13 protein-coding genes are annotated in these 16,629 nt (G+C 34.7%); 9 read left to right on the plus strand and 4 right to left on the minus strand.

Going from position 1 to position 16,629, the window contains the following annotated elements; translation table 11 throughout:
• The first annotated feature begins 20 nt into the window (after window positions 1-20).
• Window positions 21-1,046, plus strand: a complete 1,026-nt coding sequence (locus GWR14_RS18770; protein WP_163410672.1) for a 2-hydroxyacid dehydrogenase — start codon at window positions 21-23, stop codon at window positions 1,044-1,046.
• Between the two features lie 106 nt (window positions 1,047-1,152).
• Window positions 1,153-1,749, plus strand: a complete 597-nt coding sequence (locus GWR14_RS18775; RefSeq protein ID WP_163410674.1) for a hypothetical protein — start codon at window positions 1,153-1,155, stop codon at window positions 1,747-1,749.
• Between the two features lie 4 nt (window positions 1,750-1,753).
• Here GWR14_RS18775 and GWR14_RS18780 read toward each other — a convergent pair whose 3' ends face one another.
• Both GWR14_RS18780 and lysS read right to left on the minus strand, forming a co-directional pair.
• Window positions 1,754-1,987: a hypothetical protein gene (locus GWR14_RS18780; protein ID WP_163410676.1), complete on the minus strand. Its 234-nt coding sequence runs from the start codon at window positions 1,985-1,987 to the stop codon at window positions 1,754-1,756.
• Window positions 1,988-2,121: 134 nt separating this feature from the next.
• A complete protein-coding gene (lysS, locus tag GWR14_RS18785) occupies window positions 2,122-3,822 on the minus strand; it encodes a lysine--tRNA ligase (protein WP_163410678.1) in 1,701 nt (566 codons plus the stop codon).
• 344 nt (window positions 3,823-4,166) lie between these two features.
• Here lysS and GWR14_RS18790 point away from each other — a divergent pair, with 344 nt between their 5' ends.
• The 5 genes from GWR14_RS18790 to GWR14_RS18810 all read left to right on the plus strand — a co-directional run bounded on the left by GWR14_RS18790 (window position 4,167) and on the right by GWR14_RS18810 (window position 10,184).
• On the plus strand, window positions 4,167-4,922 hold the full coding sequence (locus GWR14_RS18790) for a hypothetical protein (RefSeq protein WP_246236349.1): 756 nt from the start codon (window positions 4,167-4,169) through the stop codon (window positions 4,920-4,922).
• A 158-nt stretch (window positions 4,923-5,080) separates the two neighbouring features.
• Window positions 5,081-5,779, plus strand: a complete 699-nt coding sequence (lipB, locus tag GWR14_RS18795; RefSeq protein ID WP_163410680.1) for a lipoyl(octanoyl) transferase LipB — start codon at window positions 5,081-5,083, stop codon at window positions 5,777-5,779.
• Window positions 5,780-6,114: 335 nt separating this feature from the next.
• Window positions 6,115-6,966, plus strand: a complete 852-nt coding sequence (locus GWR14_RS18800) for a nuclear transport factor 2 family protein (RefSeq protein ID WP_163410681.1) — start codon at window positions 6,115-6,117, stop codon at window positions 6,964-6,966.
• A gap of 193 nt (window positions 6,967-7,159) precedes the next feature.
• A complete protein-coding gene (locus tag GWR14_RS18805; RefSeq protein ID WP_163410682.1) occupies window positions 7,160-7,741 on the plus strand; it encodes a Crp/Fnr family transcriptional regulator in 582 nt (193 codons plus the stop codon).
• A gap of 67 nt (window positions 7,742-7,808) precedes the next feature.
• A complete protein-coding gene (locus tag GWR14_RS18810) occupies window positions 7,809-10,184 on the plus strand; it encodes a TonB-dependent receptor (RefSeq protein WP_163410683.1) in 2,376 nt (791 codons plus the stop codon).
• 51 nt (window positions 10,185-10,235) lie between these two features.
• Here GWR14_RS18810 and GWR14_RS18815 read toward each other — a convergent pair whose 3' ends face one another.
• Window positions 10,236-10,904, minus strand: a complete 669-nt coding sequence (locus GWR14_RS18815; protein WP_163410684.1) for a ribonuclease HII — start codon at window positions 10,902-10,904, stop codon at window positions 10,236-10,238.
• A 179-nt stretch (window positions 10,905-11,083) separates the two neighbouring features.
• Between GWR14_RS18815 and GWR14_RS18820 the strand changes: the two genes are divergently transcribed.
• Complete coding sequence (locus GWR14_RS18820) at window positions 11,084-13,072, plus strand: putative porin (protein ID WP_163410685.1); 1,989 nt, start codon at window positions 11,084-11,086, stop codon at window positions 13,070-13,072.
• Between the two features lie 36 nt (window positions 13,073-13,108).
• On the plus strand, window positions 13,109-14,470 hold the full coding sequence (locus GWR14_RS18825) for a pyridoxal-phosphate dependent enzyme (RefSeq protein ID WP_163410686.1): 1,362 nt from the start codon (window positions 13,109-13,111) through the stop codon (window positions 14,468-14,470).
• Window positions 14,471-14,599: 129 nt separating this feature from the next.
• On the opposite strand, the gene GWR14_RS18830 is transcribed toward GWR14_RS18825, so the two are convergent.
• On the minus strand, window positions 14,600-16,627 hold the full coding sequence (locus GWR14_RS18830) for a heavy metal translocating P-type ATPase (RefSeq protein ID WP_163410687.1): 2,028 nt from the start codon (window positions 16,625-16,627) through the stop codon (window positions 14,600-14,602).
• Window positions 16,628-16,629 lie beyond the last annotated feature (2 nt).

Raw genomic sequence — 16,629 nt, forward strand, 5'->3', positions numbered from 1 at the left:
AAAATTTTAAAACAATAATTATGAGCTTAAATTCTATTTACAACCCAAAAAAGATTGCTTTTTTCTCTACCCAGCCGTATGACAAAACTTTCTTCAATAAATATAATACTGAGTTTAATTATGAGTTGGATTATTTTGAAACACAGCTGAATCCGCAAACGGTAATTTTGATCGAAAACGCTGCAATTGTCTGCGTTTTTGTAAATGATATTGTCAATGAAGAAGTCATCAGGCAACTGGCGGAAAAAAACGTAAAAATCATCGCTCTACGCTGTGCAGGTTTTAATAACGTCGATTTAGAAGCTGCAAAAAAATACAATATAAAAGTCTGCCGTGTTCCTGCTTATTCGCCTCAGGCAGTTGCCGAACATGCCATGGCGATGATTTTAACCTTAAATCGAAAAACACATAAAGCTTATAATCGCGTTCGTGAACAGAATTTTTCCTTAAACGGACTATTGGGTTTTGATTTGTTCGGAAAAACAATCGGAATTATCGGAACCGGAAATATCGGGAAAGCTTTCGCTAAAATTGCCTTAGGTTTTGGCTGTAAAGTATTGGCGTATGATATTGTAGAAAATGACGAAATGATCAAAGATGGTGTTTCTTTTGTAGGCTTAGAAGAGATTTTCAAAACGAGTGATATTATTTCGCTGCATTGCCCATTAAATGATCAGACGAAGCATGTAATCAATAAAAAATCTATTGATTTAATGAAAGAACACATCATGATTATCAATACCAGCCGTGGCGGACTGATAGAAACGGCCTGCGTTATCGAAGGTCTGAAAGAAGGAAAAATTGGTTATCTGGGAATCGATGTTTACGAACAGGAAGAAAAACTGTTTTTTAGGGATTTATCAGCAGATATTATTCAGGATGATGCGATTCAGCGTTTAATGAGTTTTCCAAATGTTCTGGTAACAGCACATCAGGCCTTTTTTACCAATGAAGCTTTGACTCAGATTGCACTGGTAACTTTTAATAATATAAAATCACTTTTGGAGCAGCATGATATTGAAAATAAAGCTGCGTTATTAGTTTAAGATTTTAATACGTTTCAGCCCCGACAAGTTTTAAAAGCCTGTCGGGTTTATTTTTGTCGAATATTTTTTGTAATTTAAGTCATTATATGAATTTAAATATCAGATTATGAGACGTATAATTTTAATTGTAATCGGAATTTCAATATTATATTCCTGTCAAAACAAAGACCAGAAAAAAAATATCATTAAAACGATTATTCAGGATACTTTGTCTAAAACACTTGGAGGTACAGCCGATGTAAGTGATGCTCCTCCAAAAGAGAATAAAACAATTGAATTGATTCGGGGGAAACTTCAGGTTTTATTGAAGAAAGATCTTCCGGCAATGACAAAAGAAGACAGATTCTTTTACTACGAAGTTTTCGACTTAAATAACGATCAAAAAGACGAATATTTTGTAGCTTTCTCAAATTCCTATTTCTGCGGAAGCGGAGGCTGCTCAGGTTATATTTTGAATAATGACGGAAGTCTAATCAATTCTTTTACCGTAACCGATTTCCCGATTTATGTCACCACAACTCCAACCGAAAAGTTTTATGATTTAATTATGGAAAGTAGGGGAAAGTTTCGTCATATAAAATTTAAAAACGGAAAATATCCTTCAAATCCTTCAGTTCAGCCCGAATATAAAGGTGAGGTTTCGAAAGAAAGTTCAAAGGTTTTGGATATTCAGGGGAAGAAATTGGAGAGGTATTCGTTTTAGGTTTTTAATTTGAAAGCCATTCTAGATCTTCTTTGTCTAAATCTTCCTGAGAAATAACTCTACCATATTTTATATCTTCTTCACTTTCTTTGAGCATGTCTAATTCGTATTGCTCAAATTGATAAATATCAGAAGTGTTTGCATTTTTAAGAAGATTTCTAATTTTTTCCAACAAACTTATGTCTTCAACATTTTTGAGTTTATCAAATATTTCTAATTTTATTTCTAAAGTGCTCATAATAATATGATTTAATAAATCAAAGTTATATAAAATTAATTGAAAAACCCGACAGATTTTTAAAACCTGTCGGGTTTGAAATATTATAAATCAATTTTGGAATTTGTAATTTCTAAAATTGGAATTTTTAAAATCTATCCCACCAATTCCACAAACTTAAACTCACCCTCAATAGCAACCTTAGTCAAACCGTGTTTCGATAAATTTTTCATAGAAGCATCCCATTTTTTACCGCTTAGATTCGCCGTAATTTTTAATTGCTGAAGATCCATTTTATTGTCATTTTTCTTCAATAAATCAACGATAAATTTCTCTTCGTCTGATAATTCGATAGTCTGTTTTTTCTCCGGACGCATTTGCGGGAACAATAAAACTTCCTGAATAGAAGCATTATTCGTCAAATACATAATCAAACGGTCCATTCCAATTCCCATTCCGGATGTTGGAGGCATACCGTATTCTAGCGCTCTTAAGAAATCCTCGTCGATAATACCGTTTGCTTCATCATCACCTTTTTCAGAAAGACGCATCTGGTCTTCAAAACGCTCTCTTTGATCGATTGGGTCATTCAATTCAGAATAAGCATTTGCAATTTCTTTACCGCAAACCATTAATTCAAAACGCTCCGTCAAATCTGGATTATCGCGGTGCTCTTTACAAAGCGGAGACATTTCTTTTGGATAATCAGTAATGAAAGTTGGCTGAATATAATTTCCTTCACATTTTGCTCCGAAAATCTCATCGATCAGTTTTCCTTTACCCATTGTTTCATCAACTTCGATTCCCATTCCTCTTGCAGCTTCAAACAATTCCTGTTCCGTTTTTCCGGAAATATCAAATCCGGTAAAATGTTTAATAGAATCGGTCATTGTAACACGAGCATAAGGCGCTTTAAAGTTGATGGTATGTTCGCCAAAAGTAACTTCGCTTGTACCATTTACAGCAATTGCACAATGCTCTAATAAGCCTTCTGCAAATTCCATCATCCAGTTGTAGTCTTTGTAAGCTACATATATCTCCATTGCAGTAAATTCAGGATTATGCGTTCTGTCCATACCTTCGTTACGGAAGTTTTTAGAGAACTCATAAACACCTTCAAATCCACCAACAATTAATCTTTTTAAGTACAATTCGTTTGCAATACGCATGTAAAGCGGAATATCAAGCGAATTATGGTGCGTAATAAATGGTCTCGCCGAAGCCCCACCTGCAATAGGCTGTAAAACCGGAGTTTCAACTTCAAGGTATCCTGCATCGTTAAAATAACCACGCATCGCACTGAATAATTTTGTACGCTTAAGGAAAGTTTCTTTAACCTGCGGATTTACAGTTAAATCTACATAACGCATTCTGTAACGCAATTCAGCATCGTTAAATGCATCATGAACATTTCCTTCTTCGTCAACTTTTGGTAATGGTAACGGACGTAACGTTTTACTCAGGAAAGTAAAACCACTCACACGAATACATTTTGCACCAACCTGAGTCGTAAACAATTCCCCTTCAATTCCAATAAAATCTCCTAAATCGGTTAATTTTTTGAAAACCTGGTTGTACAAAGTTTTATCATCACCTTCACACAAAACATCGCGATTCACGTACAATTGAATACGTCCTTCGCTGTCTTGAAGCTCAGCAAAACAAGCTTTACCCTGATCACGAACACTCATCAAACGTCCCGCAACAATAACCTTCTTACCTTCCTCAAAAGTTTCCTTTATCTGCTTCGAAGTATGATTTACAGGAAAAAGATTGGCCGGATAAGGATTGATTCCTAAGGTGCGTAAGTTTTGAAGTTTTTCTCTTCTGATGATTTCTTGTTCTGATAATGCCATTTTGTGCTCTTTTTTAAGTGTGCAAAGATAGTTTTTAAGTCGCAAAGTTGCAAAGTCATAAAGTCTAAAGTTTTAGAAAAGAGCAATGTTTTTTATTAGAAGCAGAAAAATCGGTTTTTAATGAAATTTTGTCCCGCTATCCGTTATAATCTTTTATGCCGAACACCGGCATAAAAGGATTTTCACTTCTATCGGGGCTATAATAGAAATTTTTATTTTCAAAAGGCGTTTTAGTTGTAGGTGTCCGCAATAAAAGAGTTGAGCTGGTTGTAAAAACTTAGCAACTTAGAATCTTAGCATCTTAGTAGCTTAAAAAAGTTCGTATCTTTGATAAAAAATTAAACATGATGAAATTATACAAACTACTTAGTTTTTCTTTTTTATTAACGATATTAACAAGCTGCACCTTTACTGAAAATATTTACATCAACGATAACGGATCCGGAAAATTCTCTGTAGACCTTGATGGTTCTTCGATGATGGCAATGGCCGGGGATCAACTGGGAGAACAAATGGGAGGCGATGCAAAAAAAAATATCGACACCACTTTTACCTTCAAACAATTATTTGAAGACAAAAAAGACAGCATAGCAAAATTATCTCCGGAAGCGCAGAAAGAACTTAAGAAACTCGAAAATTTTGTAGTAAACAGTAAAATGAACGCTGAAAAAAAGGAATTTTTAATGACGCTTGCAACAGATTTTAAAAGTGTAAACGAACTTCAGGATATTTTACAGACTATAAGTACGCTGCAAAAATTAGAGGGAGGAGCCGGAGCCAATCCTCTTGGTAGTAATTTTGCAGATAATGGCAGTAAACTAAATTACACTTACGACGGAAAGAAATTTACCAGAAAAGCTATAATCGATCAGCAAAAACTGGCAGCAAAAGCAAAAGACACAGCTGCAGACATGTCAAAAATGATTTTTTCATCGTCCAACTATATTTTAAAATACCACTTTCCAAAAAAAATAAAAAAAGTTTCGAATCCGAATGCTTTGTTCAGTGAGGACCGAAAAACAATTACAATTCAATACCCTTTCACGGATTATATGGAGAATCCCGACAAACTTAACTTTGATGTTGAGTTTGAAAAATAATATGTAAATTTTTTTATAACCGCAAATTCGCAAATTTTGTTTCTTACTTTAAAATATAATTTGTGAATTTGCGGTAAAATTTTATATAAGTTATGTCTTGAAAGACCTTATATTGAATCACAATATTTAATTGTATTTTTGCACTTCAAAGTAATACAATGAACAGAATCATCCAACTACAAGACCTCGGAGCTAAAGATTACAAAACGACCTGGGAATATCAGGAAGAATTATTCAAAGGAATAGTCGATTTGAAAATCCAGAATAGAAGGGAAGAAACTGAAATTCCTACTCCAAATTACTTATTATTTGTAGAACATCCTCACGTTTATACTTTAGGAAAAAGTGGTGATCTGGAAAACTTATTATTAAACGAAAAACAGCTCGAAGCCAAAGGAGCGACTTTTTATAAAATCAACCGTGGCGGCGATATTACCTATCACGGTCCCGGACAGATTGTAGGTTACCCAATTCTGGATCTGGAAAATTTCTTTACTGATATCCATAAATACCTGCGTTTACTTGAAGAATCGATTATTTTAACTCTGGCAGAATACGGCTTGGAATCGGGGAGGAGCGAAGGAGAAACTGGAGTGTGGTTGGGCGTTGGTACTCCGTTCGCTCGTAAAATTTGTGCAATGGGTGTTCGTGCTTCGCGCTGGGTTACCATGCACGGATTTGCCTTAAACGTGAATGTTGATTTAGGGTATTTTGATAATATCATTCCGTGTGGAATTCGTGGAAAAGGCGTTACTTCATTAAACGTTGAACTTGGTGTTGAAAAAGTAGACGAAAAAGAAGTGAAAGCTAAAATCATTAAACATTTTACTGAGTTATTCGAAGCCGAATTTGTTTAAAAGCAGGTTTTTAAATAGACAAGTAAAAAATAAAGACACAACAATTCTGAACTGCCCCAAAAAAGTTAGACAACTATTTTGGGGCATTTTTTATGGAAATCAAATTTGGTTTTTTTAAATAAAAGTGTTTTATAAACTGTAAAATAGGCCTCTGTTTTTAAACAGAAAACAATTTTTTAATCCGAATTTATTAAAAAAATATAAAATTGATTTCTTAAAAGGCGGTATCCTGAATGGACAGTAAATTGTAGATGTATTGCAATTCTTTTCCGTATTTGTGGTAAATTTGAGTTTATACATTCTTTACAAGCTTTATTAATCTAATCATCTGACTTATGAGAAAAATTTACTTTATCTGTTTCCTTTTTATTTTTAATGGTCTTTTGGCTCAAAAGAAGGATAAATTATATCCGGTTACGGTTTATGAAAAAGTATGGCAGGAACGTAACAGCGATGCAAGATTGAAAATGATAAAAATAATCTGGCTTGAGGACAGTACTTTTGAAGATCCTTCAGCTTCAATAAAGGGTATTGCTGCATTTAATAATGTCATCAATGAGTTTTATAAAAAATTCCCGGACGCTGTGTTAACATCAGGACCAAAAATCGTAAAAGACAATTATGTAAGCTGGGACTGGAAAATTCAGGATTCTAAAAATAAACTGATAATGGGAGGCCGTGAGTTTGCCCGATTAAACGGGAAAGGACAGGTGAGTAAAATAATTAGTTTTTGGAATAAAGATGCAACTTTATCAGAGGCTGATGTTTTAAAGAATCTGGAAGAAGATAATTTAAAAGTTGTTGCAAAATATTTTGAAAGCCTTTTTAAAACAAGGGATTTGAATACCATAGCAGCTTTAATAGAAGACGGAGCTGTATATAATCAGGCAACAGGGCTTCCGTATGGTGGAACTTATAAAGGTTTTGAAGAATGGACGAAGATGTATGCAAAATCTGCAGAATTCTTTGATTTACAGATAGAAAAAGAACCGGTTTGTTTTAGTGATGCTTCAAAAAATGAAGTCATTATTTATTTTATTATAAACTGCAAGTCAAAGAAGTCAGGCAAGACACTTTCAATGCCAATCTCTGAACATTTTGATTTAAAAAACGGAAAAATTACTTCAATCAGACCATTTTATTATGATACGAAACAATTTGCTGAGTTTTTAAAAAGCAAAAAATAATAAAAATTTTAATGGTTTTTAGAATTCAGTGTGTTGTAAATCAGTATTTTGATGTTTGGTTAATAGCCTTTCAGTAGTTATATATTGATGTAAATTACATATTTTTGTTTAATAAGAATTTTTGGAACAATTTTAATTAATGGTTTCAGTTATATGTTTTTAGAAAAAAAATAAATTCTAAAACTTTTAAACGATGCAAAGCGTAATTACAGATTTATCACGATTAATTGATTGTAACGAAAACGAAAGTATAGCTTTTAAAAATATACTGAGGTTAAAAACAATTAAAAAAAATGAACACCTTTTGGTAGAAGGTGATTTTTGTAATTTTGGTCTTTTCATTGCTGAGGGATGCATTCGTTATTATTATTTGGTTGACGGAGTAGAATCGACGGGTAATTTTTTCTTTGAAAACGATTGGTATGCCGATTTTGAGAGCTTTTTATACAGCAAACCATCTCTGCAAAATATAGAAGCTCTTGAAGACTGTGTACTTTATTTGGTCTATAAAAATGATTTTGAAAAATTGGTTTCAGAATATCCAGTATTCAATTCCTTCCTTCGTATTATGATGGAAAGAACTATCAAAGGCTTAACAGGAAGAAATATGGCAATGTCACTTCTTTCTCATGAAGAGCGCTATCTGCGTTTTGTAAAATATTGTCCTAAAGTAGTCGAAAGGGTTTCACTCAAGCATATTGCCAGTTATCTGGGAGTTAAACCGGAAAGTTTAAGTCGAATCAGAACCCGTATAACTTTAAATAGTAAATCTTAACTCAAGTCAATTTTTAAGAAATTTCGACTTTTTACTTTTGCTTTTATAACTGTAATGCAAAATAAAAATGAAAAGTATATTTCTGATTTTTTTAAGCTTTTTTAGCCTGGGTTTTTATGCCCAGACTGGAGTTGTCAAAGGAAAAATAATTGACAAACAATCTGAAAAACCTCTTTCTGGTGTTGTAATCGAATTAATTGGTTCAGAAAACATTCAGGAAACCTCTGATGAGCAGGGGAATTTTAAAATTTTAAATGTCCCGACCGGACGGCAAAATCTAAGTATTACTCTTATTGGTTATGAAAGTACTTCTGTTTCAGATATCGATGTAACTTCAGGTAAAGATGTTCTTATAACAGTTTCGATGATTGAAAAGTTTAATACTCTTGATGAAATTGTTGTTTCTTCCGGTTCGAACAAATCTAAGCCGATTAATAAAATGGCGATAGTTTCAACCAAACAATTTAGCCCCGAAGAAGTAAGCCGTTTTTCAGGAGGAAGAAGTGATGTGGCGCGTTTGGTATCTAATTTTGCAGGCGTTTCAACGGGAGACGATACAAGGAATGATATTGTAGTTCGAGGAAATTCGCCTTCAGGAATGTTATGGCGTGTAGAGGGAATTCCGGTTCCAAATCCAAATCATTTTGCGACTTTAGCCACTACAGGCGGACCTGTTTCTGCATTAAATCCGAATCTTTTGGCAAATTCAGATTTTTTAACCTCAGCATTTCCTGCTGAATATGGAAACGCAATTGGTGGTGTTTTTGATCTGGGATTCCGAAAAGGAAATCCGGATGAATACGAATATATGGTGAGTGTAGGAGCTTATCCCGGAGTAGAAGTAATGGCCGAAGGACCTTTAGGCAAAACGGGTGGCTCTTTTCTTGCAGCTGCACGTTATGGTTTCGTTGGGGTTACAGGTTTGGCGGGAACAGCTGCACAGCCCAATTATCACGACATTAGTTTTAATGTTGATTTCGGAAAACATAAAATAGGCAATTTCTCTATTTTTGGGATTTACGGAGCTTCAAACATCGATTTTCTGGGAGAAGATATTGATACAGATGACCCGTTTGCAGCAAAAGATGAAGATGGCTACGTAACTTCTGAGTTTACTTCTGTTGGGGTAAAACACAATCTGGATATTGGGGATAACTCTTATCTAAAAACAATTATAGGGTTTGCAAATTCTGGTAACACTTATAAAAATGATCGTTATTATGATTACGGTACACCAGAAGAAAATAAATTACGTTTTCAGGACAATGATAATAACGAAAACAGAATTACATTTTCGACCTTATTCAATTCAAAAATAAATAAAAAGATAACCATCAGAACGGGATTGCTTTTTGAAAACTACAATCTCGATGCCAATGTAGCGTCAAGAGACAGACAACAGGATAATGATGGCGATGGATATCCTGATTTGGTACAGCTTATTTCTACCGATGCCAATTATAATATTGTTCAGCCTTATGCTCAGGCACAGTTTCGACTTACTGAAAAACTTACTTTTAATGGAGGTATTCATGGTCAGTATTTTTCAATAAACGAAGAATTTGCAGTCGAACCCAGATTGGCATTTTCTTACGCCATCAATGGAAGAAACAGTATAAATTTTGGCTACGGAATCCACCATCAAAATGTACCTGTGCCGATTTTATTTTTGAACGAAGAGATAAATGGTATTCCAACCCAAACCAATAAAGATTTAGATTTGGTGCAAAGTCAGCATTTTGTTTTAGGATATGATATAAGGATTGCAAAAAGATGGCGAGGAAAAATAGAGGTTTATTATCAGGATATTGATAAAGCAGGTGTCGAATCTTTTCCAAGCAGCTATTCTTCGTTAACAGAAGGAGCAGATTATGGTTTCTCTATTGATAAAACTTCTTTGGTGAGTAATGGAAAAGGTTTTAATCAGGGAATCGAGTTTACACTTGAAAAGTCTTTTAGCGACGGATATTATTGCTTGCTTACAACTTCACTTTTCGAAAGTAAATATAAAGGCAGTGACGGAATTGAGAGAAATTCTCCTTTTAATAATGGCTATGTATTTAATGTTTTAGGCGGAAAAGAATTCAAAGTGGGTAAAGCAAGAACAAATGTTTTTTCTATTGATACTAAATTTACCACAGCAGGCGGACGTTATTACACTCCGGTTGATTTAGATGCTTCCATGGATGCAGGTTATGAAATTAGAGATGATGCTAATGCCTTTAGTCAGCAATATGATCCGTATTTAAGATTAGACGTGAAGTTTGGATTTAAAATCAACAGCAAAACCAAAAAGAGATTCCATCAGTTTTATATCGATTTGCAAAACGTTACCAACCATACCAATATTTTCGCTTTAGAATATAACAGAGTGACAAATAGTGTAAATCAAAAAGACCAAATTGGTTTTTCACCGGATTTCGGATATAAATATCAGTTTTAGAAAATAGATTTTTTAGTAAATTAAGGCTTGTCGATTTTTGATAAGCCTTTTTTATTGATCAAAAAAATCCAACTCCAATTGTTCAGGCAGCAGTCTGAAACTCATTCGATGGTATTTTGTCGGACCGTATTTCTTAATGGCTTCTCGATGTTCTTTGGTTGGATACCCTTTGTTTTTTTTCCAGTTGTACATCGGGAATTCTTCGTGAATTTTATCCATATATTCATCACGATAGGTTTTTGCAAGAACAGAAGCCGCTGCAATACTTAAAAATTTGGAATCTCCTTTTATGATACTTTGGTTCGGAATAGATTTCAGCAGTTCAATTTCAGTAGTAGAGAATTGTTTTCCAAAAGTATTTTTCAAACCCAGTTTTGCATTCAGAGACCGGTTTCCGTCTACAATAATAAATTCAGGAGTCTGGTTTAATTTCAAAATGCATTCCTGCATACCTTTCATGGAAGCATTCAGAATATTTATTTCGTCAATTTCTTCGGGATGTAAATGAGTAACGGCAAAACAAATGGCATTTTCTTCAATGATAGGTTTCAAAGATTCTCTTATTTTTTCAGATAATTGTTTACTGTCATTTAAGAAAGAGTGTTCAAAATCAGCAGGTAAAATTACAGCTGCGGCAGTTACCGGACCGGCCAGGCAACCTCTTCCGGCTTCATCGGTTCCGGTTTCAAAAACAAATCCTGAAAAATTTTTCTGAAGCATTTCTTTGAATTTTAGATGACAAATATTGTAAAATTTTCTGTAAAAATATACGTTCTTATTCTATTTGCTAAAGCAATCGTATAAATTGATGTGTTTTTTTATTTATACATATTTATAATTTACCTTTGCTTTATCATTTTGTCAAAATCGTTACATACATACATACATACCGTTATCAAATGAGAATACTTTTTTTTCTATACCTATTAGTTATACCATCTTTATTGTTTTCTCAGGGAGGAGCTCCTAAAAAGAATTTAGATATGAATTCGGAATATTCGAGTATTGCAGACACGGTAAAAAAGAAAAAAAATCTGATAGCTAAAATTGAGCAATATCAAATCGTTACTATAGAACACGATACCACAATTGTAGACACTTCATTAACCTTAAAGAGTGATTACAGACATAACTATCTACGCAGGGATAATTTCGGACTTTTGCCTTTTGCTAATATTGGGCAGCCTTATAATACTTTGCAATACAGCCTTACGAATTTTTCGCCTTTTCCGGATATAGGTTTTCAGGGAAAGCACTTTGATTTTTTGTCTGCTGAAGAAATTAATTATTATCATGTGGCAACGCCTTTGACCGAATTGTTCTTTAATACTACTATGGGAAAAGGGCAAAATGTTGATTCGTTTATTACCCTGAATACATCCAAAAACCTTAATTTTTTTGGGGCTTACAGAGGACTGAGGTCTGAAGGGAAATATATTAACCAGCTAACGAGTGTTGGGAATTTTAGAATCGGTACCAGTTATAATACCACGGATAAGCGTTATATTTTATATCTGCATTATGCGTATCAGGATATCCTGAATGAAGAGAATGGCGGAATTACAACGCCAGAAGATTTTGAAAGCGGAGATCCGGATTTTAAGAATCGTCAGCGGCTTCAGGTTTACCTTACGGATGCTGAATCTTTCTTAAAAGGGAACAGACTTTTTTTTGATCATGCTTTCAGAGTAAATCCTAAAGAAGCGAGCAATAATTTATACGTTACACATCAGTTCAACTTTGAAAATAAATTTTTCGAATACAAACAGCCAACCGTTTTGTCAACTGTAGGTAACACATCGGTACAAAGGTTTGGGGAGTCTTATGTTACCAGCAATATTAAAGATCAGACTCATTTTGAAAAATTATACAACAAAGTAGGATTGACTTACGAAAATATGCTGTTGGGGAAATTTAATTTCTTTATTGATGATTACCGCTCAAATTATAAATATTACCGTATCATTCTTGATGACAACGGAGAAGTAGCTGTCAATGACAATTTATACAGAGAGATTAATAATATTGGAGCGCAATACGAATACCAGAAAAATAAATGGAACGGAAGATTTTTATTTACAAGATCCATTACAAAAGAAACAATTTCAGATTTAGATGCTAAACTTAAATATAATTTAAACGAAAAAATCCAATTCGATTTTCGTTACCAAAACATAAGCAAACTGCCAAATAACAATTATGAACTTTACCAGAGCAGCTATATAGAGTACAATTGGTCTAATGATTTTAAGAATGAAAAAATCAATTTGCTTAGTGCCAAGATATATACTCCATGGCTGAATGCAGAGGCAAGTTATACTGTTTTAACGGATCATTTGTATTTTGCAGATGATGCAACAGACCAACAAATTGAGGATCATGAACAAATTGTAAAACCGTTTCAATACGGAGGTACAATCAATTATCTGTCACTAAAGGCAAACAAAGAGTTTAAATTTGGTAAATTTGGTTTGGATAATACACTTTTGTATCAAAAAATTTCACAATCAGATCAGCCTGCAGAAGGACCAAAGCAGATTCTAAATGTTCCGGATTTTGTAACCAGAAATACCTTTTATTATTCCTCTCATTTCTTTAAAAAGGCACTTTATCTTCAGACGGGAGTCATTTTTAGTTATTTTACAGAATACTATGGAAATGATTATAATCCGGTAATTGCGGAGTTCTTTGTACAGGATACCAAAAAAATCGGAAACTATCCGGTCTTTGACTTTTTTCTGAACGCAAGAATCCGTCAGACCCGAATTTACTTAAAAGCAGAACATTTTAATTCGGCTTTTTCGGATAGTAATTATTACGCTGCTCCAAATAATCCGTATCGTGATTTCGTGATCCGATTTGGTTTGGTTTGGAATTTCTTTCAGTAGGAGTTATCTAAAAGTATAATTAAACTTAAATAAACAATGGACTTTTCAAATACTATTTTAGAAACCATTGGCAACACACCATTAGTAAAACTGAATAAAGTTGTTGCCGAAATTGATGCTTTGGTACTGGCAAAAGTCGAAACTTTTAATCCCGGGAATTCAGTTAAGGACAGAATGGCCGTGAAAATGGTAGAAGACGCCGAAGCTGACGGACGCTTAAAACCGGGCGGAACCATAATTGAAGGGACTTCAGGAAATACCGGAATGGGACTGGCGCTCGTGGCCATTATAAAAGGGTATAAGCTGATTTGCGTGATGTCTGACAAACAATCAAAGGAAAAAATGGATATTTTGCGTGCTGTAGGCGCAAAAGTAGTCGTTTGTCCTACCGATGTTGAGCCAACTGATCCTCGATCGTATTATTCGGTTTCAAAACGTCTGGCCGAAGAAACGCCAAATTCCTGGTATGTGAACCAATATGATAATTTATCGAATACTCTTGCACATTACGAGCAGACAGGTCCGGAAATCTGGAAACAGACAGACGGTAAAATTACTCATTTTGTAGTAGGTGTAGGAACAGGAGGAACGATTTCGGGCGTTGGAAAATATTTAAAAGAGAAAAATCCGAATATCAAAATCTGGGGAATTGATACTTATGGTTCGGTTTTTAAAAAGTATCATGAAACCGGAATTTTTGATGAAAACGAAATCTATTCGTATATCACAGAAGGTATCGGAGAAGATATTTTGCCTAAAAATGTTGATTTCTCTTTAATTGATGGTTTTACAAAAGTAACAGATAAAGATGCAGCGGTTTATACCAGAAAAATTGCACTCGAGGAAGCTATTTTTGTTGGAAATTCAGCAGGAGCGTGTATAAAAGGGCTGTTACAGCTAAAAGAGCATTTTAAACCGGACGATGTTGTTGTTGTTTTATTTCACGATTCAGGAAGCCGTTACGTAGGTAAAATGTTTAATGACGACTGGATGCGTGAACGTGGTTTTCTGGATGAAAATGTTACAAAAGCTGAGGACGTTATCAAAGATCATATTGACAAAGAACTGATTGTAGTGCGTACCGAAGAATTGGTCTCACATGCAATCGAGCGTATGCGTAAATACAAAATTTCGCAGATTCCGGTAGTGGATATCACTGGTTTTGTAGGTTCTGTTGATGAAACAGATTTGTTCAGAAGTTATGTAGCCGATAAAAATGTAGCCGAAAAACCAATCAAGGAAGTAATGGGTAAACCGTTCCCGATTGTACAATTAGGTACTCCGATTGAAGAAGTTTCGAAGTTGTTTACCAAAGAAAATGATGCTGTTCTGGTAGATTTAAAAAACGGACATCACCATATCATTACTAAATATGATATTATTGGTTCTATCAAATAATAGAACCTTCTCATAAAAACAGAAAAGGCATACGTTGTAAAAAATGTATGCCTTTTTTGATTTTTTATGATGGTTAGAAGCAGAATTGTTCAGGCTTTTTAAATGAATGATCTTTGAAATAAAACGAAGTTAAAACTTCATGCGTTGAATTCTGACAGCATTCAATATAGCTAATAATGCTACTCCGACATCCGCAAAAACGGCCTCCCACATTGTAGCCAAACCACCGGCACCCAGAATTAAAACTGCTGCTTTTACAACAAAAGCCAGCGTAATGTTTTGCCAGACTATTTTTTTGGTCTGCTTTCCAATATGAATTGCCATCGCTATTTTACTGGGCTTGTCATCCTGAATTACCACATCTGCAGTTTCAATGGTGGCATCACTTCCGAGCCCGCCCATGGCGATGCCCACATTACTTAGGGCAACAACAGGAGCATCATTTACGCCATCGCCAACAAAGGCAACGGTTTCATTTTTAGCCTTAATCTCTTTTACTTTATTCACCTTATCTTCCGGAAGTAAATCGCCATAGGCATTTGCAATTTCGAGTTTCTGAGCTACAAATTGAACTACCGAATTCTTATCGCCGCTTAGCATAGTGGTTTTTACATTCAGTGTTTTTAGTTTATCGATGGTTATCTGCGCATCTTCTTTAATACTGTCGGCAATGGTCAGATAACCTATAAACTTTTTATCATAAGCAACTGCAATCAGGGTGTAAACTATCGAATGAGGATTAATATCATAAGGAATGGAGAAAGTATCCATTAATTTAAAATTGCCTACCAAAAGGTTTTTTCCATCAATAACTGCTTTTAGTCCTTGTCCTGGAATTTCTTCAACATCTTCAAGTTTAATAGAAGTATCAATTTTACCTGCGTATTCATGTATGGCGGTCGCTACAGGATGTGTGCTTTGACTTTCCAGAACGTTTACCATTTGAAGAATTTCTTTTTCATCGAATTGTGGATTAAAAACAACTTCCTGTACTTTGAAAACGCCTTCGGTCATGGTCCCTGTTTTATCCATCACAACATTTTGGATAGTTGCAATCGCATCAAGAAAATTACTTCCTTTGAACAGAATTCCATTTTTACTTGCAGCTCCAATTCCGCCAAAATAACCTAACGGAATAGAAATTACCAATGCGCAAGGACAGGAGATAACAAGGAATATCAAGGCACGATACAGCCAGTTTGCAAAGACATATTCAGCTACGAACAAATAAGGCAGGAACGTAATCAAAACAGCCAGTAGAACCACAATAGGAGTGTAGATTTTGGCAAACTTCCTGATGAATAATTCGGTTGGTGCTTTTTGCGCAGTAGCATTTTGTACCAATTCTAAAATTTTGGAAAGTTTACTGTCGTTATATCCTGTGGTAACTTTTACCTGCGAAACTTTATTCAGGTTAATCATTCCGGCCAAAACAGTTTCGCCTTTGGATTTAGTGTCAGGTTTGCTTTCTCCGGTTAAAGCAGCAGTATTGAACGAAGCCGTATCAGAGATTAATTCACCATCCAGACCTAATTTCTCCCCTGCCTTTAATTGAATAGTATCACCAATTTTGGCATCTGGAGCTTTTATCGTTTTAGGGTCAGAACCAACTAAAATAGTAACTTCATCGGGCCGTTGATCCAGTAAGGATTTAATGTCTGATTTAGCTCTTGTTACAGCTAAGGCTTGAAACACTTCTCCAACAGAATAAAAAAGCATCACAGCTACCGCTTCGGGATATTCACCAATGGCAAAAGCCCCCAGAGTCGCAATAACCATCAACAGGAATTCAGAAAAAAGATCTTTATACCTAATGCTTTCTATCGCTTCTTTGATAACAGGAAAACCAACAGGGACATAAGCTACAACATACCAGATTATTCGTGTCCAGCCTGCAAACCAATTTGGTGTGAAATAATTGTCAAAACCTATAGCAATGATTAATAATATTAAAGAAATAACCGAAGGCAGAAACATTTGAAATGTGCTTTCATCTGCATTATGACTATGGTCATGATTATGGCCGTCATGCTCTGAGTGTTTATGTTTTTTGGAAGAACAACAGCCATCATGTGCATCCGTTTGGATATGGATTTTTTGCTCTCCGGTACAACAAGACTGTTCGTTCTCTGTATCATGTAGGTGTTTATGTTCCATAT

It is taken from the genome of Flavobacterium ajazii, assembly GCF_010614725.1.
Classification (GTDB): domain Bacteria; phylum Bacteroidota; class Bacteroidia; order Flavobacteriales; family Flavobacteriaceae; genus Flavobacterium; species Flavobacterium ajazii.

Coding starts and splice junctions, on each gene's coding strand:
- GWR14_RS18810 (WP_163410683.1), top strand. CDS start 7,809: ATGAAAAGTATATTTCTGATTTTTTTAAGCTTTTTTAGCCTGGGTTTT.
- GWR14_RS18825 (WP_163410686.1), top strand. CDS start 13,109: ATGGACTTTTCAAATACTATTTTAGAAACCATTGGCAACACACCATTA.
- GWR14_RS18815 (WP_163410684.1), bottom strand. CDS start 10,904: ATGCTTCAGAAAAATTTTTCAGGATTTGTTTTTGAAACCGGAACCGAT.
- GWR14_RS18775 (WP_163410674.1), top strand. CDS start 1,153: ATGAGACGTATAATTTTAATTGTAATCGGAATTTCAATATTATATTCC.
- GWR14_RS18830 (WP_163410687.1), bottom strand. CDS start 16,627: ATGGAACATAAACACCTACATGATACAGAGAACGAACAGTCTTGTTGT.
- lipB (WP_163410680.1), top strand. CDS start 5,081: ATGAACAGAATCATCCAACTACAAGACCTCGGAGCTAAAGATTACAAA.
- GWR14_RS18820 (WP_163410685.1), top strand. CDS start 11,084: ATGAGAATACTTTTTTTTCTATACCTATTAGTTATACCATCTTTATTG.
- GWR14_RS18805 (WP_163410682.1), top strand. CDS start 7,160: ATGCAAAGCGTAATTACAGATTTATCACGATTAATTGATTGTAACGAA.
- GWR14_RS18790 (WP_246236349.1), top strand. CDS start 4,167: ATGATGAAATTATACAAACTACTTAGTTTTTCTTTTTTATTAACGATA.
- GWR14_RS18800 (WP_163410681.1), top strand. CDS start 6,115: ATGAGAAAAATTTACTTTATCTGTTTCCTTTTTATTTTTAATGGTCTT.
- GWR14_RS18780 (WP_163410676.1), bottom strand. CDS start 1,987: ATGAGCACTTTAGAAATAAAATTAGAAATATTTGATAAACTCAAAAAT.
- lysS (WP_163410678.1), bottom strand. CDS start 3,822: ATGGCATTATCAGAACAAGAAATCATCAGAAGAGAAAAACTTCAAAAC.
- GWR14_RS18770 (WP_163410672.1), top strand. CDS start 21: ATGAGCTTAAATTCTATTTACAACCCAAAAAAGATTGCTTTTTTCTCT.